Genomic DNA, 19,484 nt, shown 5'->3' with positions numbered 1-19,484 from the left:
TCCATGTGAGGTGCCAGTTAGGCTTGCGTGTGGCGCCATAGTGGTGCCATGATGGCGTCATGGACCTCACGCCGTATGTCGACACCCTCCGCCGCGAACTCGCGGTGGCCGCCGAAGCCGGCGGGGACGATGCCCGCGAGCTGGCCGAGCGGCTCACCGCTCCGCTGGAGTCGGCGACCCGTCTGGCCATGCTCAATGTGCTCTCCGCCGCGATGGACGAGGTCACCCGCGAGCTCGCCCCTGGCTCCGTCGACGTACGGCTGCGCGGGCTCGACCCCGACTTCGTGGTGATGTTGCCGATCGCTCATGGCAGCCCCATCGAAGAAGCCGCCGCCGAGCCCGTCGAACCGCTCGCGGCGCATGTGCCCGCCGAGGGTGACGAGGGCGGCACCGCCCGCGTCAATCTGCGGCTGCCGGCCCATCTCAAGGCGCGCGCCGAGGAGGCCGCGAGCCGTGAGGGCCTGTCGGTCAACGCGTGGCTGGTGCGGGCCGTGTCGGCCGCGGTCGAGGGCGGGGCCGCGCCGCGCACCGCACGTACAGCGGAGAAGACCCGCACCATCGGACAGAGCTTCACGGGCTGGGTTCGCTAGCCGCGCCCGCCCGCACCACCTCACTTCACCCACACCACGTCCCACCTGCGGGGACGAACCCAAGACCCAAGAGGACGGAACAGCCATGCCTTCCTTCGACACTCCTCAGCCGATCTCGGTCAACGCCAACGTGGCCGCCGGCTCGATCCAGTTCTCCGCGAGCGACCGTCTCGACACGGTCGTCGAGGTGGCGCCCCGCGACCCGAAGAAGGACAAGGATGTGCGGGCCGCCGCGCAGACCGAGGTCACGTTCACGGGCGGCGAGCTGAGCGTCAGGACGCCCAAGGGGCGCTACCTCGTCGGGCCCAGCGGCGTCGTCGACGTGACCGTCGAACTGCCCACGGGCTCGCGGATCGCCATGACCGGTGCCTGGACCCAGGTGGTCGGCGAGGGCCGGCTCGGCGAGGTCCATGTGAAGACCTCGTCCGGTGACGTCCGCCTCGACACCACCGGGCCGCTCCAGCTGACCGCCTCCCACGGCTCGATCACCGTCGACCGGATCGAGGGCACGGCCGAGATCACCACCAGCTCCGGCAGCGTGCGCGTCGGCAGCGTCGACGGCTCCGCCGTCCTGAAGAACTCGCACGGCAACACGACCGTCGGCGTCGCGACCGGCGACCTGCGGGTGAGCGGCGCCAACGGCGACATCGACATCGCGCGCGCCGAGGGCTCGGTCGCCGCCACCACCGCCCACGGCACGCTGCGCGTCGCCGATGTCGCCCGCGGCACCGTCCAGTTGGAGACGTCCTACGGCGCCATCGAGATCGGCATCCGCGAGGGCACCGCCGCCTGGCTGGACGCCAGCTCCGGCCTCGGGCAGGTGCGCAACACGCTCACCGCGTCCGAGACCCCGGACAAGACCGAGGAGACGGTCGAGGTCCGCGCCCGGACCCGCTACGGCAGCATCGACGTCCGCCGCGCCCGCGCCTGAAGCCTCGACGTCCGCCGAGCCCGCGCCTGAGCTCTCACTTCAGCCCACTGTCCCCCTCCCACCCTTCAACCAGGAGGGCGCCATGCCTTCTTCTGTCATGCCCATGCCCACACCTCGGCGGAGCGACGGTACGCGGTCGCCCGCCGCCGTCTCCACCATCGGTCTGCGCAAGTCGTACGGTGACAAGACCGTGCTCGACGGCATCGATCTGCGCATCCCGGCCGGGTCCGTGTTCGCGCTGCTCGGGCCCAACGGCGCCGGCAAGACCACCACCGTGCAGATCCTGTCCACGCTCATCGCCGCCGACGGCGGACAGGCCCAGGTCGCGGGCCACGACGTCGCCACGTCGCCGGACGGCGTGCGCGCCGCGATCGGCGTCACCGGGCAGTTCTCCGCGCTCGACGACCTGCTCACCGCCGAGGAGAACCTGCTCCTCATGGCCGACCTGCTGCGCCTCGGCAAGCGTGAAGGGCGCTCCCGCGCACAGGAGTTGCTTCAGCGGTTCGACATCGCGGATGTCGCGCACAAGCGGGCCGCGACCTTCTCCGGTGGTATGCGGCGTCGGCTCGACCTCGCCATGACGCTCGTCGGCGACCCCCAGGTGATCTTCCTGGACGAGCCGACGACCGGGCTCGACCCGCGCAGCCGCCGCACCATGTACGACATCGTGCGCGAGCTGGTCGCGGGCGGCACCACCGTCTTCCTCACCACCCAATACCTGGACGAGGCAGACCAGTTGGCCGACCGGATCGCCGTCCTGGACGGCGGCCGGATCGTCGCCGAGGGGACCGCCGACGAGCTCAAGGCGCGGATCCCCGGCAGCCATGTGCGGCTGCGGTTCACCGACCCCGACGAGTACGAGCGCGCGGCCGCCGCCTTCCCGGGAGCGGCCCGCGACGACGAGAACCTCGCCCTGCGCGTGGCGGGCGACGGCGGCCTCGACGCGCTGCGCACCCTGCTCGACCGGCTCGACGCCGTCGGCATCCGGGCCGCCGACTTCTCCGTGCACACCCCCGACCTCGACGACGTGTTCCTCGCGCTGACCGGCGACGGCGGCACCGGAACGTCCCTCCACGTCAAGGAGACCCTGCGATGAGCACCCTCACGTACGCCGTGCACGACTCGATGACGATGTTGCGGCGCAACCTCAAGCACGCGATCCGCTATCCGGCCGTGGGGTTCGGCAGCGCCATGACGCCGATCCTGATGCTGCTGCTGTTCGTGTATGCTTTCGGTGACTCGATCGGCGCCGGAATCGGCGGCGGGGGCCGTGACGCGTATGTGAACTACCTGACGCCCGGCATCATCGTCATGGGGGTGGCGGCCGGTTCGATGTCGACCTCGATCGCGGTCTGCTCCGATATGACCGAGGGCATCATCAACCGCTTCCGCACCATGAACATCACCCGGTCGTCGTTCATGACGGGCCATGTCATCGGCAGCGTCGTCCAGACGATGGTGTGCATGGTCCTGGTCCTGGTCGTGGGCGTCGCGCTCGCCGTCGGGTTCCGGTCGTCCGCGAGCCCACTGGAGTGGCTGGCCGCCGCCGGACTGCTCGTGGCCATCGCGTTCGCGGTGACCTGGCTGGCCGCGGCGCTCGGTCTGAAGTCCAAGACCGTCGAGTCGGCGAGCAACAAGCCGCTGCTGATCCAGTTCCTGCCGTTCCTCGGCTCGGCGTTCGTGCCGGCCGACTCGATGTCACCGGGCCTGCGCTGGTTCGCCGAGAACCAGCCGTTCACACCGATGACCGAGACGCTGCGCGGACTGCTCTGCGGCTCGGAGATCGGCGACAACGGCTGGATATCGCTCGCCTGGTGCGCCGGCCTCACCCTCGTCGGCTACGTCTGGTCGCGCTCACTGTTCAACAGCACCACCAAGCGCTGAGAGCGCACCTGTACCAACTGCCCGCGGTTCGGCCACGACTTGTCCGAAATCCGAAGCATGGGGCGCTGACGTGCGGCGGGAGGCCCGGCATGACCTCAAGTGGCCGTGGACGGTGTGCCATTCACCGCGGTGGGCGAACGAGCGAGGGCTACGCTCGTGTGGTGACCGGGGGAGTTGAAACGATCGGCCGCGCCCTGCTGGGCGAGGCGACGGACGCGGTGACCGTGCCGGATCTCGGGCGGGCGCTCTCGGACGAGCTGGGCCGGCTCGTGCCGCACGACGGATATGTGCTGGCCGGGCTGGATCCGTTGGCCCGAGCCAGCTGCCTGTTCACCAAGGAGCACGGCTACAGCGAGGTGTCCGAGCGCCGGATGACGGCCGCCGACGCCGAGGCCCACGACGTCGAGCGACTGCTCGCGGGTTCCCGGGTCGGGATAAGAGTCGCGCATGGACATCGCGTACGACTGGGCAATGTCACCGTCCCCGAGGGGTTCGGCGGTGAGCTGCGGATCGCACTCACGCAGGCGCGGGTAGCGTGGGGCGGGCTCATTCTCGTACGGGAGAAGGGGAGTTCGCCGTTCTCCGCCGATGAGGCGGCCGACGCGGACGCCCTCGCCCAGCCGCTGGCCGCCGCGCTGCGGCGGTTCGTCGCCGGGATGCCGCTGCGGCCCTCGCGCTACAGCCTGTCGCCCGGCGTCGCCGTAGTCGGCGCCGACGACAAGGTCACCTCGGCCACACCCTCGGCCCATGAGTGGATGCGGCTGCTCGCCCCCGTCGCCACCACGACCGACGAGGACGATCTGGCCGCCACCGTCTGGAACGTCGCCCACCTCGCCCGACGGGCGGGCGGACAGGCACTGAGCCGGATCCCGACCCGCGACGGCTGGATCGCCCTGCACGGGCAGCTGCTCGAAGGCCCCGAGGCGGGCGCGGTGGCCGTCACGATCCAACCCGCCCCGGGCCGCCTGCTGTTGCCGGCCGTCTCGGTCTGGTACGGGATCACCACCCGGGAGCGGGCCGTGTTGCAGGAGGTCCTGGAGGGCCTGCCCACCAAGCACATCGCCCGCCGCCTCGACCTCTCCCCGCACACCGTGAACGATCACCTCAAGGCGATCTACCGCAAGACGGGTGTCAACAGCCGGGAAGAGCTGCTGACAGGCCTGGCCTGACGGGCGCCCGGCCTGACGTGACCGGCCTGGCCTCTACCGGTCGCGTATCGCAGTACGGGCCTCAGCCAGTCGAGTCCCGGCGCTCCACGCGGAACCCGAACGGCACCGCCCCGGGGTCGAGCGCCGTCACCCCGCCGTCGACGGTGAGCACCGCGCCGTTGACGAAGGACGCGGCGGGGGAGAGCAACCACGCGATGGCCTCGGCGACTTCGGCCGGCTCGCCCGGGCGGCCCAGCGGAAGCAGCTGGGTGGCCGCCTCGTACGCCGCCTCGACGCCGTCCGCCGACCCCGCGTCGCCGTCCGCGAGACCCGACTGCTCGGCGAAACGTGCCATGCGCCGGTCGGCCATCTCGGTCCGCACCCAGCTGGGGCACACGGTGTTGGCGCGCACCCCGTCCGGCCCGTAGTCGACCGCGACGGAGCGGCACATCTGGACGAGGGCCGCCTTCGACGTGGCGTACGCGGCGTTGCCCATCCCGTTGCGCAGCGCGGAGACGGAGGCGACGGCGACCACCGAGCCCCGTGCCTTCACTAGGTGCGGGAGTGCGCTGCGCAGCAGCAGGAACGGGCCGGTGAGGTTGATGCGCATGACCTCCTCCCAGTCCTCGACGGAGGTGTCGCCCACGGCTCCGCTGCGCCCGATGCCCGCGTTGAGGACGACACCGTCCAGTCGGCCGTACGTGTCCACCGCCGCGTCCACGAGCTCCTGGACGGCGGCGGGGTCGCCGATGTCGGAGGGGTGCGCCAGGGCCCCGGTCTCCTCGGCGAGTTGGCGCAGCGGCTCGGGGCGGCGCCCGGAGACGACCACCTGGTGTCCGGCGCCCCGCAACAGCCGTGCGGTGGCCGCCCCGATGCCCGTACCGCCGCCGGTGACGATGACAACTTGCCGCTCAGACATGCCCGTTCAGCCTCCGTGGTCGCCTGCGGTCCCGCTGACCAGCAGTCGTCCCGAGCATAGGTGTGGTCAGCAACTGCGCAGGCGTACGCGGGGACATGTCCGGCTGGATGTCGCCGGATGGCGGGCAGAGCGCCGCGACGCTGTCGCTGGCTGCCGCATCCGCTGCTGCTTCCGCTCCCGCTTTCGCGACGTCTTGACACGCTGGCGTCTGGCACTTAATCACATACCGGACCACTTTTGGTCCAGACCTTTAGGAGTCCGGTATGCGAAGACCCCTCACCCTGCTCCTGGCCCTGCTCGGAACGGTGATCCTGTTTCTCGCTCCACCGGCGAACGCGGCGGGCGGCGTGTCCGCCGCGTTCGTCAAGACCTCCGACTGGGGCACCGGTTACCAGGCCCAGTACACCGTCACCAACGGCTCGTCGGCCGCGATCAGCGGCTGGAACGTCTCCTTCGACCTGCCGTCGGGGACGACGGTCGGCAGCTACTGGGACGCGCTGCTGACCCAGAGCGGCAATCACTACTCCTTCACCAACCGCGACTACAACGGCGCCGTCGCCGCCGGTGCCACCGCCGCGTTCGGCTTCATCGTCTCCGGCAGCGGCTCCCCCGCCAACTGCACCCTGAACGGCGGCTCCTGCGACTCCGGCTCCGGTGGCCCGGCCCCCTCGGTGCCGACCGGCGTCACGGTCGGCTCGGCCACGGGCTCCTCGCTCACCGTGCGCTGGAACGCCTCCAGTGGCGGTTCCGGGGCCGTGTCGTACGAGGTCTCGCAGGGCGGCGGCGCCCCGGCCGCGGCGACCGGCACCTCGTACACGGCGACCGGGCTCCAGCCCTCCACCACGTACAGCTTCCGGGTGCGGGCCAAGGACGCGGCGGGCAACACCTCCGCGTACAGCGCCGCCGTCAGCGGTACGACCTCCGGCTCGGGCGGCCCCGCGCCCGGCACCGTCCACACCGCGCCCTATGTCGACATGGGCGCGTGGCCCACGCCGAGTCTGACGGCGGCGGCCTCCGCGAGCGGACTCAACAGCTTCACCATGGCGTTCGTGACCGCCTCCAACTGCAAAGCCATGTGGTTCAACGCCTATGACCCGCGCAGCGGTTGGGCCAAGGAGCAGATCGACGCCGTCCGGGCCGCCGGCGGTGACGTGAAGGTCTCCTTCGGCGGCGCCAACGGCGTCGAACTCGCCCAGGCCTGCACCGACGTCGACGCGCTGTACACCGAGTACGCGGCGGTCGTCGACGCGTACCACCTCACCCATGTCGACTTCGACATCGAGGGCTCGGCCGTGGCGGAGCCCGTCTCCATCGCGCGGCGCTCGCAGGCGCTCGCCAGGCTCCAGCAGACCCACCCGGGCCTGCGGGTCTCGCTCACCCTGCCCGTACTGCCGGAAGGGCTGACCGACGACGGCCTCAATGTCGTCAAGTCGGCCCGGGACGCGGGCGTCGACCTGGACGTCGTCAATGTGATGGCGATGGACTACTACCGCGACACCGACTACGGAACGGCCGCCGTACAGGCCGCGCAGAGCACCCAGGCGCAGCTGAGGACGCTCTATCCGGCGAAGAGCGACGCGCAGGCGTGGGCCATGGTCGGCGTGACACCGATGCTCGGGCAGAACGACGACGGCCGCGTCTACGACCAGGCCGCCGCCCGGCAGTTGGTGACCTTCGCGCAGAGCCATCACCTGGGCATGCTGGGCTTCTGGGAGGAGACCCGGGACGCCAACGCCTGCAATGGCCCGCTCTACAAGTGCACCAATGTGACACAGCAGCCGTACGAGTTCTCGAAGATCTTCGCGGCGTACACCGGCTGAGGCACGGCCGCCGGGCTCCGGGTCCCAGACGTTTCAGACCCGGAGCTCCGGCGGGAAGCCGGTCCAGCGCAGCTCGGGCGGCAGATGCCCCATGTCGTTGTAGAAGGCCACGGACGCGGGCCGGTCGGGTGCGTAACGGATGACGGTCAGCGCCGCGTTGGCGTGGTTGAGGCCCATCCAGCGCCACTTGGGCGCGTCCAGGGCGGCGCGGACGAGCCAGCCGATCAGGAAGTTGTGGGTCACGACCAGCTCGTGGCGCGGCTCGTCCCCGTCGACGGGCCCGGCGAAGCGCGCGAGGGCGGCGGGCGCCAACTCGCGCCCCCGCTCGCGCTCCTCGGCCGGGAACTGCGCCAGCCGGTCGAGCATGGCGTCGGCCGACTCGGGCGGCAGCTCTTCCTTGAGCGGTACGTACGGGATGTAGTCCCCGGCGATCTCCGACATCTCCAGCGGTACGCCGTCGAGTTGGTCGGCGATCAGCTGGGCGGTCCGGGTCGCGCGCGGCAGCGGGCCGTGGTAGATCCCCGAGAGCGGGCTGTCCCGAAGCCGCTCGCCGAGCAGCACGGCCTGCCGGCGTCCGGCGTCCGTCAGATCGCTCTCGTCGGACGTGGCCTCGCCGTGCCGCGCGAGATAGAGATAACGGGTGGCTGTGGTGGCCATGTCGGCGGTCCTCCGGCGGCGTTCATGATCGTGCGGATGTCCGGAAGGACGTCGGCATCCGCCGGTCCGGTTCCGTTTCCGCCATCGGCCGGGGCGCGGGTTCCGGTCCGGTTCCCTGCTGTCACCCGCCACCCCCGTGGGCGGGCGACAGCAGGAAACCGGACCGCGACGGCCCGGCTCCCCCCAGGGCCGTCCCGCCTCCCCCGCTCGATCGGCCGATCGCCGTACTCATATGCGGCAATGGCCGTTCGGTGGCCGATATCGAGCCAGGCCCGCTGTCTTGTCCTGGCCTTGACCACCTCTGCCGTCACAGACTGCTCCCGAGGCCGACCGCTGGTCTTGTAAGAAGGCGCACTGTCCTTCCGGATTCCGGTCGGCGGCACACGCGCAGGGTGAGGAGAGGGTTGCAGGTGGAGGCCAAAGCATCCTTGAATACCGAAGAGCGAGGGGAGAGTGTGGAACGGGCGGCACCTGACTGGTTGCGGGGTCAGGTGGTGAAATACCGAGGCAGGCGCACACCGGGAGGAATGCCGGCCCGGCTGACGCTGCCCGCCGCGACGGTGACGATGATCGTCGGCTGGGGAGACCCGCTGCATCTGTACGACGCCGGTGAGAAGGGGTCCACGGGCGGAACCGGAGCCTGGCACGCGATGGTCGGGGGCCTGCGGACCTCGCCCGTCCTCGGCGGCTATCGCGGCGCCGGGCAGGCGGTCGAGGTGGATTTCACGCCGTTGGGCGCCTATATGTGTCTCGGCATATCGATGCACAACCTGGCGAACGAGACCGTGCACCCCGACGAGCTGGTGGGCAAGCGGTGGACGCAGCGGCTGACCGAACGGCTCGCCGCCGCGCCGGACTGGGAGGCGCGCTGGGAGGTCGTCGACGACGCCCTGGCACGGCTGTTGGCCGACGGCCCGGAGCCGTCGCCCGTGGTGGCCGAGGCGTGGAGCAGACTCAGCGCACGGCACGGCGGGATGACGCTCGGCGAACTGGCCGGCGCCACCGGCCGGGGCGAGCGCAGACTCCAGGTGCTGTTCCGGGAGCAGATCGGACTGCCGCTCCAGTCCGTCGCGCGCATCCTGCGGTTCCAGCACGCGCTCACGCTGCCGTACGGCTCGCACGCCTCGCTCGCCGAACTCGCGGCCGCGTGCGGCTACTACGACCAGGCCCATCTCAACCGTGACTTCAAGGCGTTGGCGGGCCTGACCCCCGCACAGCTGTGCGGACTGGCCAACCAGACCGCCCTGGACGGCACGGCCGCAGTCGAAGGGGGCCGCACGAGCGTCTTCAACCGCTGACGACCGTACGTGAACGAGGGGTGCCCCCGGACCGGCCCGGGGGCACCCCTCTCGATGTCAGGTCACCCGCCGAAGAACTCCCGCAGCACCGGCGCAAGCACCTCGGCCGAGAACTGGTGCGTCTGGCCCGGCAGGGTCAGTGTGCGACCGTCCGGCACGGCCTCGGCCACCGCGGCAGCCGGGGAGCGCAGCCACTCGGGGCTGGCCCCGCCCGCGATCGCGAGCACCGGCGCGGTGATCGCGGCCAGCCGTTCCACGGGCAGCGCGGCGTCGCCGAGCACGGCGTTCTCGTACGCGAGCGTGTGCGCCACGGACTCCATGCCCGGCCACATCGGCGACTGCCTGGCCTGGGCGATCTGCTCCGGGGGCGCACCGACCCGGGTCATGAACAACTCCACGGCGTCCGCGCGGAGGTCGGCGGCGAGCAGTTCCCTGAGCCGGGTCGCGTACGCGATGTTCCCGGCGCGCCGCTCGGCCGCCAGCGCGAACGGCGGCTCGTACACGGCGACCGCCGTCACCGGCAGCCCGCTCGCCGCCGCCTCCAGGGCCAGCGCGCCGCCCGAGGAGAGCCCGTACAGGCTCGCCGTGCCGCCCGCCTCGGCGATGAGCGCGGCCAGGTCCTCGACCTCGCGGGCGACGGCGTACGGGAGCGTGTCGCCGCTTCCGCCTCGGCCGCGCCGGTCGTAGTTGAGGACGGTGAAACGCGGGGCCAGCAGCCGGGCGAGCTCCCGATGAGTCTCGCGGGTGCAGAAGGCGCCGCCGATGAGGATCACGGGCGGGCCCTCACCCAGCCGGTCGTAGGCGATGGGGGTGCCGTCCGGGGAGTGGGTCGTTGTGGTTTCGTACGTGTCGTCCATGCGGGATGGACCGCGTTCCGCCGGGAAAATCATCGCGTTTCGCCGATGATTTTCCCCGGCGCCCGGAGTCTCCCTTTCAACCGCACTGACCGCACAGCGAAGGTGGACCGATGACCAGCCTGCACACCGTCCTCAAGACGAACGTCGGTGACGGCTCGGCGCCGGGCGCGGTGGGCCTGGTGGCCCGTGGCGACCGGGTCGAGGTGGAGGCCGTCGGCTCGGCCGACGCCGAGGGCACCACGCCGATGCGCCGGGAGACGATCTTCCGGATCGCCTCGCTCACCAAGCCCGTTGTCGCCGCGGCCGTGATGATGCTGGTCGACGACGGGCGGATCGCACTGGACGACCCGGTGGCGCGGTGGCTGCCGGAGCTGGCCGCGCCTTCCGTGGTCCGTACGCCGAGCAGCCCGCTCGACGACGTCGTCCCGGCGGTGCGGCCCATCACGGTGGCCGATCTGCTCACCTTCCGCGCCGGGTACGGCTTTCCGTCCGACTTCTCGCTGCCCGCGGTCGGGCCGCTCTTCAGCGAGCTGCGGCAGGGGCCGCCGCAGCCGCAGCTCGTGGCGGCACCGGACGAGTGGATGGCGGCGCTCTCCCGTATCCCGATGGTGCACCAGCCCGGCGAGGCCTGGCTCTACAACGCGTGCTCCGACATCCAGGGCGTGCTGGTGGCTCGGGTCTCGGGTCGTTCGCTGCCGGACTTCCTCGCGGAGCGGATCTTCGAGCCGCTGGGCATGAGCGATACGGGATTCGCCGTGCCGCCCGGGAAGCTGGACCGGTTCGCCGGGTACTACCGCGTGGCGGAGGGCGGTGGTCTGGAACTCGTCGATGCCCCGGACGGGCAGTGGAGCACGGTGCCGCCGTTCCCGTCCGGCTCGGGTGGGTTGGTGTCGACCGTCGACGACGTGTACGCGTTCGGGAGGATGCTGCTGGGGGAGGGGACCGTGGGTGGGTGTCGTCTGTTGTCGCCCGAGTCGGTGCGGCAGATGATGACCGACCATCTGAGCCCGTCCCAGCGCTCGGAGAGCACGTTGTTCCTGGAGGGGCAGGGCTGGGGGTTCGGGGGCTCGGTGGATGTCGAGGCGGTCGAGTCGTGGAACGTGCCGGGGCGTTACGGGTGGGTCGGCGGGACCGGGACGGCCGCGCATGTCGTCCCGTCCGCGGGGATGGTGGCCGTGCTGCTCACCCAGCTGGAGTCGTCGGGGCCGACGCCGACGCCGGTGATGCGGGACTTCTGGCGGTACGCGGCCGCGGTGTGAGCGCTGGGTAGGCGACTGCGGGCCGGTGGGGGCTGTGTCATCGTGCGGCTCCGCCGCGTGGGCGCGAGCAACCCGGCACGATCCGCGGACGAGCGACCGCACTACCCATTTGGCCGGAATCGTAGGGTTGCTGATGTGCCGTGAGGTACGCCAGCGTAAGGCGTTATGGATCGTGATCGGAGCGCCGCCGCGTTCTCCCTCTCCCGTCGTCAACTGCTCGCCGCCGCAGGAGTGGCCGGGGCCGCCACCGCCATCGGATCGGTCCCGGCGCCGGCCCTGGCCAGGACACGCACCGGGCCCGCGCTGACCTTCACCGAGGCCACCAACGGGTCGGCGACCCTCTCGCCCGCCGGGGACCGGCTGATCGTCGAGATCCAGAGCGTCCTGTGGTCGCTGCCGCGCGGTGGTGGCAAGGCCGTTCCCCTCACCCCGGCGGCCCTGGAGCCGAACCGGCCCGTGTACTCCCCGGACGGCACACTGATCGCTTTCGGCGCGTACGAGGGCGGCGGCTATCACGTGTGGACCATGCGCCCGGACGGGTCGGACGTACGCCGCCGCACCGAGGGGCCCTGGGACGACCGGGGTCCGGCCTGGTCGCCCGACGGGACCCGGATCGCGTTCGCCTCCGAGCGCGGCGGCGACCCGGTGACGGGCGGCCCGTACCGTATCCACGTACTGGATCTGCGGAGCGGCGAACTGACCCGGCTCACCGGGCTTCCCGGGCAGGACGGGCCGTTGCAGGACGGCGCGTGGGAGGACTTCGACCCCACCTGGTCGCCGGACGGGAAGCGGATTCTGTTCGTCCGCGCGCGGGCCGTCACCACGCCGACCGGGCCCGGTCTTGAGGCGCGGACCGTCGCCGCCGTCCCGGCCCGAGGAGCGGGGCCGGTCGTCGTCGAGTACACCGAGACCGAGGCCGCGCAGGTCATGACCCCGGCGCTCGCGCAGGACGGGCGGCGGCTCGCCTATCTGCGGACCACCGCGGCGCCCAACGCCTCCTGCGTTCTCGTCGTCGACGGCAAGGCCGTTCCGGTCGCCGGAGACGTGGCCCCGGTGCCGCCGCGCTGGACGGCGGCCGGGGAACTGCTGCTCACCGTGGACGGCCGATTCACCCTCGTACGCCCCGAGAAGCCGGGGGAGACGGAGCGGGTCGAATTCGAGGGCGTGCTTCCGGTTCAGCGCCCGCGCTACCGGGTCAAGGAGTACGACCTCGGCGACGGGCGGGTGCGCCCGGTGCGGGGCATTCATCTGCCCGCGCTCTCGCCCGACGGGAAGCGCGTCGCCTTCGCCGCGCTCAACTCGCTCTGGCTGGCGGACACTTCGGGAGGCCGCCCGCCCGAGCGGATTCGTCGAGGCGAGTCCACCCGCTATCTGCTCGCGCCGGTCTGGTCGCGAGACGGACATTCCCTGCTGTACGCGGACGACCGCGACGGGCTGCTCGGTGTGTACCGGCGAGATCTGGCCACGGGAGATGAAACGGCGTTGGCTACGGGCGGACGGGTCCACCCCGCCCTTTCGCCCGACGGGAAGCGGCTCGCGTGCCTCGACATGGCGGGCCGGCTCGTCGTACGGGATCTGGCGGCGGGCACCGAACGCGTGCTGGTGGCGGCCATGGGCGCGGGCGGGCTGCCCGGGCGGCCCAGCTGGTCGCCGGACGGCCGCTACCTCGCGCTCTGCGACCGCAACCGGCTCAACCTGCGCTTCCGCGAGGGCTACAACCTGATCCGGGTCGTCGACACCACGACCGGCGCCGACCGGCTGCACGCGGTGGCGCCCCATGTCTCCATCTCCGACCGCTATGACTCCGGACCTGTCTGGTCGCCCGACGGACGCTGGATGGCGGTGATCGTCGAGTCCGCGCTGTGCCTGCTGCCCGTCGCCCCCGACGGCACCCCGCAGGGCCCGCCGCGCACCCTGACGACCGAACCGGCCGACCACCCGTCCTGGTCGGGCGACTCGAAGACACTCCTCTATCTGTCCGCCGACCGGCTGCGGCTCATCGGCGTCGACGGCGGCCCGGCCCGTACCGTCCGCGTACCCCTGGAGCGGCGGCGGCCCGCGCCCGCCGACACGGTGGTGCACGCCGGACGGCTGTGGGACGGCACGGGCGAGAGCGTGCACGACGACGTGGACATCGTCGTCCGGGACGGGCGTATCGCGGCCGTCGAGCCGCACCGCAGGCGCGGGGCGCAGCGGCTGATCGACGCCTCGCACCGTACGGTCATCCCGGGCCTGTGGGACACGCACACCCACCCGTGGCAGAGCACCTACGGTGGGCGGCAGACCGTCGGGCAGCTCACCTACGGGATCACCACCGCCGTCTCGCTCGGCGGGTTCGCCTACGAGCAGGCACGCATCCGCGAGGCGGTGGCGGCCGGGGAGCTCGCCGGGCCCCGGCTGCTCACCACCGGCGAACTGCTCGACGGCTCCCGCGTCGCCTACAGCATGGGCCGCGCCCACCGCACCGAGGACGGGCTGCGGCGCTCCCTCGAACGCGGCGCCGCGCTCGACTGGGATTTCGTCAAGACCTATGTACGGGCGCCCAGTTGGGTGATGGAGCAGGCTGCCCGGTTCGCGCACGAGCGGCTCGGGGTGCGCTCGGGCAGCCATCTGCTCTCGCCCGGCGTGCAGAGCGGCCAGGATCTGACGACCCATCTGCAAGCGACCCAGCGCGCCGAGTTCGGGCATGCCACCAGCGCGACCGGACGTGCCTACGCCGATGTGGTGGAGACCTACACCGCCCGAGCTGTCGACTTCTCGCTCATCGCCACACCGTTCACCTCCGTACCGCTGATCGGCGCCGACCCCAAGCTCGCCGAGGACCCCCGGGTCACCGTGGTGATGCCGCCGTGGGACGTGGCGGTGGTCAAGCAGTCGGCGTCCGTGGCACCGACCCCGGCCCAACTGGCCACCCTGCGCACCGAGACCGATGTGTACCGCCGGGTCCTGGCGGCCGGAGGAATCGTCGCCCTCGGCACGGACGCACCGATCGTCCCGGTCGGCCTCTCGCTCCATATCGGCCTGCGCGCACTGCACCGGGGCGGACTCTCCCCGGCGGCGGCCCTGCGCACGGCGACCGTGCTCCCGGCCCGGCTCTTCGGCGTCGACCGGGACCTGGGCACGCTGGAGAAGGGCAAGATCGCGGACCTGACGATGGTGGACGGCGACCCGTTCACCGACTTCGACTCGCTGGTGCGGACGGTGGCGGTGCTCAGGGGCGGAGTGCCGTATGTGACCGAGGAGTTGGTGGCCTCGTTCGCGCACCCGGCCGTGGCTCCGCTCCGCGCCGCCGCCGAGGACGACTGGCTGGCGGTGGGGCGGCTGATGCGGCGGGACGGGTGCTGCGACATCGAGTCCCATTTCCCGTCGAGCTGATGGGCGGGGGCGGGGCTGCGACCCCGCCCCCCGGCATCAGGTGAGCCGCACCAGTGCCTCGGGCGTGAGGTCGGCGAGCGTCGGATAACCGTCGACCGCCATCAGCAGATCCGCCTCGGCGAGGAGAGAGCGCAGGACGTGGACGAGGCCGTCCGTACCGCCGACGGCGAGACCGTAGGCGTACGGGCGGCCGACGCCCACGGCCGTGGCGCCGAGGGCGACGGCCTTGACCACGTCGGTGCCGCTGCGGACGCCGGAGTCGAACAGGACCGGCAGCCCGTCGGCGGCCTCGACGACGCCGGGCAGCGCGTCGAGCGCGGGCAGTCCGCCGTTGGCCTGGCGGCCGCCGTGGTTGGAGCAGTAGATGCCGTCCACCCCGCCGTCCCTGGCACGGCGTACGTCCTCGGGGTGGCACAGGCCCTTCACGATCAGCGGCAGCGAGGTGAGTGAACGCAGCCACGGGAGATCGTCCCAGGTCAGCGGGTTGCCGAAGACCTGTGCCCAGTGCAGGGCGGCAGCCCGGGGGTCCTCCTCCGGGGTGCGATCGAGGCGTGCCCGGAAGACCGGGTCGGAGGTGTAGTTGGCCAGGCAGTGGCCGCGCAGCTGCGGGAAGTTGCCGATGCTCAGATCGCGGGGCCGCCAGCCGGTGACCCAGGTGTCGAGCGTGACCACGATGGCCTTGAACCCGGCCTTCTCGGCCCGGTGCACCAGGCTCTGGGCCAGGTCGCGGTCGGCGGGGGTGTAGAGCTGGAAGAACCCCGGCGTCGGGCCGAACTCGGCGGCGACCTCCTCCAGGGGGTCGACGGTCAGCGTGGAGGCGACCATCGGGACACCGGTACGGGCCGCCGCCCGGGCCGTGGCCACATCGCCGTGCCCGTCCTGCGCGCACAGGCCGATGACCCCGATCGGCGCCATGAACAGCGGCGACGGGAGCGTCATCCCGAACAGCTCCACGGACAGATCGCGCCGGTCGGCCCCGACGAACATCCTCGGGTACAGCCCCCAGCGCTCGAAGGCCGTCACATTGACCCGCTGGGTGCGCTCGTCCCCCGCGCCGCCCGCCACGTACGACCACAAAGAGGGCGCGAGCGCGGCCCGGGCTCTGGACTCCAGCTCGTCGTAGGTGAGCGGGAAGCGCGGCACCACGCCGCCCAGACCCTCGAAGTAGATCTCGTTCTGGTAGAAGCCGAACGACTGACTCATCAAGCAGCCCTTCCCCTCGCGACCCGCTACGCCACGGGCGCCCCGTACGGTACGCCGACCGGCGTCCGGTCGGAGCTCCTACCCCGTCATCCGGGCGCCGCCACGCTCCTTTACGGGCACCGTAAGTGGCATGGTGGAGAGTGAGAGCAGAGTCCTGGGCCCCTGGGAGACATCATGATCGACAAGATTCGTCGTCGGCTGCCCGGCACGCCCGTCCGAGGCCGCACGGCCCCCGCCGTGGACCACGACGTCCCGATCGAGGAATGACGGCCATGCGCAGCCGCTTCCAGCCCGACCGGCAGCTGACCGCCCGCATGCTGGTCACGGTGTTCCTGCTCGGACTGCTGTACGTGGCGTTCGTCGCCGCGCTGCTCGTCCTGCTCAAGTCGACGGTCCTGGTCGTCGTCATCGCCGCCGCCCTGCTGTTCTGCCAGTACTGGTTCTCCGACCGGATCGCGCTGTACGCCATGCGCGGCCGACCGGTGACCCGTGAGGAGTACCCCCAACTGCACGGCATCGTCGATCGGTTGTGTGCCACGGCCGACATGCCCGTCCCCCGGGTGGCCGTCTCCGACATCGATCTGCCCAACGCCTTCGCCACCGGCCGCAACGCCGACAACGCGGTGGTCTGTGTGACCACCGGGCTGTTGCGCCGTCTGGAGCCCGAGGAGTTGGAAGGGGTCCTGGCGCATGAGCTGTCCCATGTGGCGCACCGCGATGTCGCGGTGATCACCGTCGCCTCGTTCCTGGGAGTCATCGCCGGGCTCATCGTCCGGTTCGCGTTCTACTCCCAGATGTTCGGCGGCCGCCGCAGGGGCGACCAGAACACGTTCGCCATCCTGATGGCCGTCATCGTGGTGTCGGCGGCGGTGTACGCGCTGAGCTTCCTGCTGATCCGGGCGCTCTCGCGGTACCGGGAGCTGGCCGCCGACCGGGCCGCCGCCCTGCTCACCGGCCGGCCCTCCGCGCTCGCCTCGGCGCTGACCAAGCTGGACGGCGACATCGCCCGTATCCCCAGCAAGGACCTGCGCACGGCCAGCGCGTTCAACGCCTTCTACTTCGCCCCCGCCCTCGGCGCGGGCGCCTCGCTCTCCCGCCTCTTCTCCACCCACCCCACCCTGGAGGTGCGGCTCGACCGGCTGGCCAGGATCTCCGCCGAGCTGGGCCGCCCGGCGTGAGCGGCCGCGCGGCCCCGGTACGTACGACCCGACCCGCGTCCCGGGACGCACCCCGCACAGGACGGAGCAACTGATCCGTATGGGCTTCCTGGACATCCTGCTCGGGCGCACCAAACCCGTCGCCCCCGACCTCGACCAGCTCTTCGCGGTGCCGTCGGCGGCCCTGACCCTGGAGGCGGGCGCGGGGTTCACCCCGACCGGGCGGGGCTCGGTGTGCTTCACCACGGTCGAGGGCGGCGCCTTCACCCAGATCCGCCAGGACGTCGAGGCACTGCTCAACGCGGACACCGAACGGGACGATGTGCCCGTGGAGTTCAGCCGCGACGAGTACGGCTACACCTGGCTGCTCTCCCGCCGCACCCCGGCCGAACTGCCCGAGCTCGTCGGTGATCTGCACGCCGTGAACTCAGCGCTCCAGGACAGCGGCTTCGGCCCGCAGCTGCTGTGCTCCCTGGTCGGCTTCCGGGACGCCGAGGGACAGGCCCTAGCGCTGGTCTACCTCTACAAGCGCGGCACCTTCTACCCCTTCGCCCCGCTCTCCGGCTCCGGCGAGAAGCGGGACAGCGCGCTGGAGCTGCGGATCAAGGCCGTGGTGGGGGACGACCTGCGGTTCGAGCAGGACCTGGCCCGCTGGTTCCCGGTGTGGGGCGCGCCGGGCCTGGACGGCTGAGCCCTATACGTCCGACGCGGGCGGATAGCCGCGCTCGTCCACGATGTACCGGGTGAGCCGGGCGAAGGCGCGCGCGGCCGCGCTCTGATAGGCGCTCTCGCGGCGCAGCAGGGCGACGGTCCGCGCGGGCAGGGGCGGTTCGAGGGCGACGGGCCGCAGATGGGGGTGGTCATGGGTGACCGCGTCCGGCAGGACGGTGGCCAGCGGGGTGCGCCGGACGATCTCGGTGAGCGCTTGGATGGAGTTGGCCTCCACCGCGATGTGCGGCCGCACCCGCTGGGCGGCGAGGTAGGCGTCGATGTGGGTGCGGGTGGCGAAGTCGCCACTGAGCAGGGCGAGTTGACGCTCCGCCAGATCCTGGGCGGGCAGCGTCCCGGCGTCGGGTGCGCGATCGGCCGCGACGACCAGGCTCAGCGTCTCGGTGAACAGGGGCGTCGCGGCGATGCCGGACGCGTGGGCGCCGTGGAAGGCGATGCCGAGGTCGAGCTCGTCGGCCAGCAGTCCGGATTCGATGCGGTCCTGTGTCATCTCCCGTACGTCCAGGGTGATTCCGGGGTGGCGGAGGTGCAGCTCCGCGACGAGTGGGCCGGTGAGGTACGCGGTGAACGTCGGCGTCACCGCCAGGCGCAGGCTGCCGCGCGAGAGGTCGGCCACGTCCAGGACCGCGCGCTCGGCGGTCGCCAGGTCCCGCAGGGCGCGGCGGGCGTAGTGGACATACGTCCCGCCCGCGTCGGTGAGGCGTACGGCCCGTCCCGTGCGGTCGAGGAGCTGGGTCCCCACGGTGTGTTCGAGCTGCTTGATCTGCTGGGAGAGCGTGGGCTGGGAGATGTGCAGCTCCTCGGCGGCGCGGGTGAAGCTGCCGTGCTCGGCGACGGCGAGCAGATAGCGCAGATGACGGAGTTCCAGAGCCATGACCACAACTATAGATGTCATCGATAGAAGTCATGGATATTGCGTCTTGGACACTATAGATACAGGTCATGCATGGTGGATCTCGTCAGCCCCACGGGGCGGACAGCCACTGAAAGGGAGTGACCATGCAGGACCTCACCGAGGGTGTCGCGCGGTTCCGGCGGGACGTCTTTCCGGCCAAGGCGGAGCTCTTCGCCCACCTGGCCGACACCCACCGGCCCACGACGCTGTTCATCAGCTGCTCCGACGCCCGCGTCGTGCCGGAGCTGATCACCCAGGGCGAGCCGGGCGAGCTCTTCGTCGTCCGCGCCGTCGGCAACCTCGTCCCCGCCTACACCCCCGGCCCCGGCCCGCACGGTGTCGCGGCCGGTATCGAGTACGCGGTCGCCGTGCTCGGGGTGTCCGACATCGTGGTGTGCGGGCACTCCGCCTGCGGTGCGATGACCGCCCTGGCCGAAGGCCACGACCTGAGCGGCGCGCCGACGGTCGACGCCTGGCTGCGGCACGCGGACGCCTCGCGGGCCCGCGCCACCACGGTCGAGTCCGGCGCGAACGCGGTGGACGCGCTGGTGCGCCAGAACGTGCTCGCCCAGCTGGCGAACCTCGCCACCCACCCCTCCGTCGCCCGCGCCCTCGCCGCGCACACGGTCACCCTGCACGGCTGGGTCTACGACATCGGCACCGGCGCGGTCGAAGAGCTCGACCCGGCGACGGGCCGAGGCACCGTACTCGCCGCCTGACCCACACCCCCAGACCCCGTTTCACCTCTCGAAAGGAAGCCCT

17 protein-coding genes are annotated in these 19,484 nt (G+C 71.7%); 12 read left to right on the top strand and 5 right to left on the bottom strand.

Annotated elements, in window-relative coordinates; translation table 11 throughout:
* Nucleotides 1–59: 59 nt before the first annotated feature.
* From BG418_RS32565 to BG418_RS41015, 5 genes are all read left to right on the top strand, one after another.
* Nucleotides 60–590: a toxin-antitoxin system HicB family antitoxin gene (locus tag BG418_RS32565; RefSeq protein WP_188277645.1), complete on the top strand. Its 531-nt coding sequence runs from the start codon at nucleotides 60–62 to the stop codon at nucleotides 588–590.
* 85 nt (nucleotides 591–675) lie between these two features.
* Complete coding sequence (locus BG418_RS32560; protein WP_188277644.1) at nucleotides 676–1,521, top strand: DUF4097 family beta strand repeat-containing protein; 846 nt, start codon at nucleotides 676–678, stop codon at nucleotides 1,519–1,521.
* A 103-nt stretch (nucleotides 1,522–1,624) separates the two neighbouring features.
* A complete protein-coding gene (locus BG418_RS32555; RefSeq protein ID WP_399001236.1) occupies nucleotides 1,625–2,617 on the top strand; it encodes an ATP-binding cassette domain-containing protein in 993 nt (330 codons plus the stop codon).
* A complete protein-coding gene (locus BG418_RS32550) occupies nucleotides 2,614–3,405 on the top strand; it encodes an ABC transporter permease (protein ID WP_188277642.1) in 792 nt (263 codons plus the stop codon). The genes BG418_RS32555 and BG418_RS32550 overlap by 4 nt, the downstream gene beginning before the upstream one ends.
* A gap of 161 nt (nucleotides 3,406–3,566) precedes the next feature.
* On the top strand, nucleotides 3,567–4,574 hold the full coding sequence (locus BG418_RS41015) for a LuxR C-terminal-related transcriptional regulator (protein WP_188277641.1): 1,008 nt from the start codon (nucleotides 3,567–3,569) through the stop codon (nucleotides 4,572–4,574).
* A gap of 61 nt (nucleotides 4,575–4,635) precedes the next feature.
* Here BG418_RS41015 and BG418_RS32540 read toward each other — a convergent pair whose 3' ends face one another.
* The gene (locus tag BG418_RS32540; RefSeq protein ID WP_188277640.1) at nucleotides 4,636–5,472 is read right to left on the bottom strand and encodes an SDR family NAD(P)-dependent oxidoreductase; all 837 of its coding nucleotides are present in this window, start codon (nucleotides 5,470–5,472) and stop codon (nucleotides 4,636–4,638) included.
* Between the two features lie 263 nt (nucleotides 5,473–5,735).
* Between BG418_RS32540 and BG418_RS32535 the strand changes: the two genes are divergently transcribed.
* Nucleotides 5,736–7,292, top strand: a complete 1,557-nt coding sequence (locus BG418_RS32535; RefSeq protein WP_188277639.1) for a cellulose binding domain-containing protein — start codon at nucleotides 5,736–5,738, stop codon at nucleotides 7,290–7,292.
* Nucleotides 7,293–7,325: 33 nt separating this feature from the next.
* Here BG418_RS32535 and BG418_RS32530 read toward each other — a convergent pair whose 3' ends face one another.
* Nucleotides 7,326–7,949, bottom strand: coding sequence for a histidine phosphatase family protein (locus BG418_RS32530; RefSeq protein ID WP_188277638.1), 624 nt, complete (start codon nucleotides 7,947–7,949; stop codon nucleotides 7,326–7,328).
* 527 nt (nucleotides 7,950–8,476) lie between these two features.
* Here BG418_RS32530 and BG418_RS32525 point away from each other — a divergent pair.
* Complete coding sequence (locus tag BG418_RS32525) at nucleotides 8,477–9,247, top strand: AraC family transcriptional regulator (RefSeq protein WP_188277637.1); 771 nt, start codon at nucleotides 8,477–8,479, stop codon at nucleotides 9,245–9,247.
* A 62-nt stretch (nucleotides 9,248–9,309) separates the two neighbouring features.
* On the opposite strand, the gene BG418_RS32520 is transcribed toward BG418_RS32525, so the two are convergent.
* Nucleotides 9,310–10,104 carry an alpha/beta fold hydrolase gene (locus BG418_RS32520; protein ID WP_188277636.1) on the bottom strand — a complete coding sequence of 265 codons (795 nt, stop codon included), beginning with the start codon at nucleotides 10,102–10,104 and terminating at the stop codon, nucleotides 9,310–9,312.
* A gap of 110 nt (nucleotides 10,105–10,214) precedes the next feature.
* Between BG418_RS32520 and BG418_RS32515 the strand changes: the two genes are divergently transcribed.
* Complete coding sequence (locus tag BG418_RS32515) at nucleotides 10,215–11,363, top strand: serine hydrolase (protein ID WP_188277635.1); 1,149 nt, start codon at nucleotides 10,215–10,217, stop codon at nucleotides 11,361–11,363.
* 165 nt (nucleotides 11,364–11,528) lie between these two features.
* Complete coding sequence (locus tag BG418_RS32510) at nucleotides 11,529–14,738, top strand: amidohydrolase family protein (RefSeq protein WP_188277634.1); 3,210 nt, start codon at nucleotides 11,529–11,531, stop codon at nucleotides 14,736–14,738.
* 36 nt (nucleotides 14,739–14,774) lie between these two features.
* On the opposite strand, the gene BG418_RS32505 is transcribed toward BG418_RS32510, so the two are convergent.
* Complete coding sequence (locus BG418_RS32505; RefSeq protein ID WP_188277633.1) at nucleotides 14,775–15,941, bottom strand: alpha-hydroxy-acid oxidizing protein; 1,167 nt, start codon at nucleotides 15,939–15,941, stop codon at nucleotides 14,775–14,777.
* A 272-nt stretch (nucleotides 15,942–16,213) separates the two neighbouring features.
* Between BG418_RS32505 and htpX the strand changes: the two genes are divergently transcribed.
* A complete protein-coding gene (htpX, locus tag BG418_RS32500) occupies nucleotides 16,214–17,119 on the top strand; it encodes a zinc metalloprotease HtpX (protein ID WP_188277632.1) in 906 nt (301 codons plus the stop codon).
* A gap of 79 nt (nucleotides 17,120–17,198) precedes the next feature.
* A complete protein-coding gene (locus tag BG418_RS32495) occupies nucleotides 17,199–17,789 on the top strand; it encodes a PspA-associated protein PspAB (protein ID WP_188277631.1) in 591 nt (196 codons plus the stop codon).
* Nucleotides 17,790–17,792: 3 nt separating this feature from the next.
* On the opposite strand, the gene cynR is transcribed toward BG418_RS32495, so the two are convergent.
* Nucleotides 17,793–18,701: a transcriptional regulator CynR gene (gene cynR, locus BG418_RS32490; protein ID WP_188277630.1), complete on the bottom strand. Its 909-nt coding sequence runs from the start codon at nucleotides 18,699–18,701 to the stop codon at nucleotides 17,793–17,795.
* Nucleotides 18,702–18,826: 125 nt separating this feature from the next.
* Here cynR and BG418_RS32485 point away from each other — a divergent pair, with 125 nt between their 5' ends.
* Nucleotides 18,827–19,441 carry a carbonic anhydrase gene (locus tag BG418_RS32485; protein ID WP_188277629.1) on the top strand — a complete coding sequence of 205 codons (615 nt, stop codon included), beginning with the start codon at nucleotides 18,827–18,829 and terminating at the stop codon, nucleotides 19,439–19,441.
* The last annotated feature ends 43 nt before the right edge of the window (nucleotides 19,442–19,484 follow it).

Source organism: Streptomyces sp. CBMA152, assembly GCF_014596475.1.
Lineage (GTDB): Bacteria > Actinomycetota > Actinomycetes > Streptomycetales > Streptomycetaceae > Streptomyces.
The sequence above is the reverse complement of the archived record's forward strand: the minus strand, read 5'-3'. Positions and strand labels throughout refer to the sequence as shown.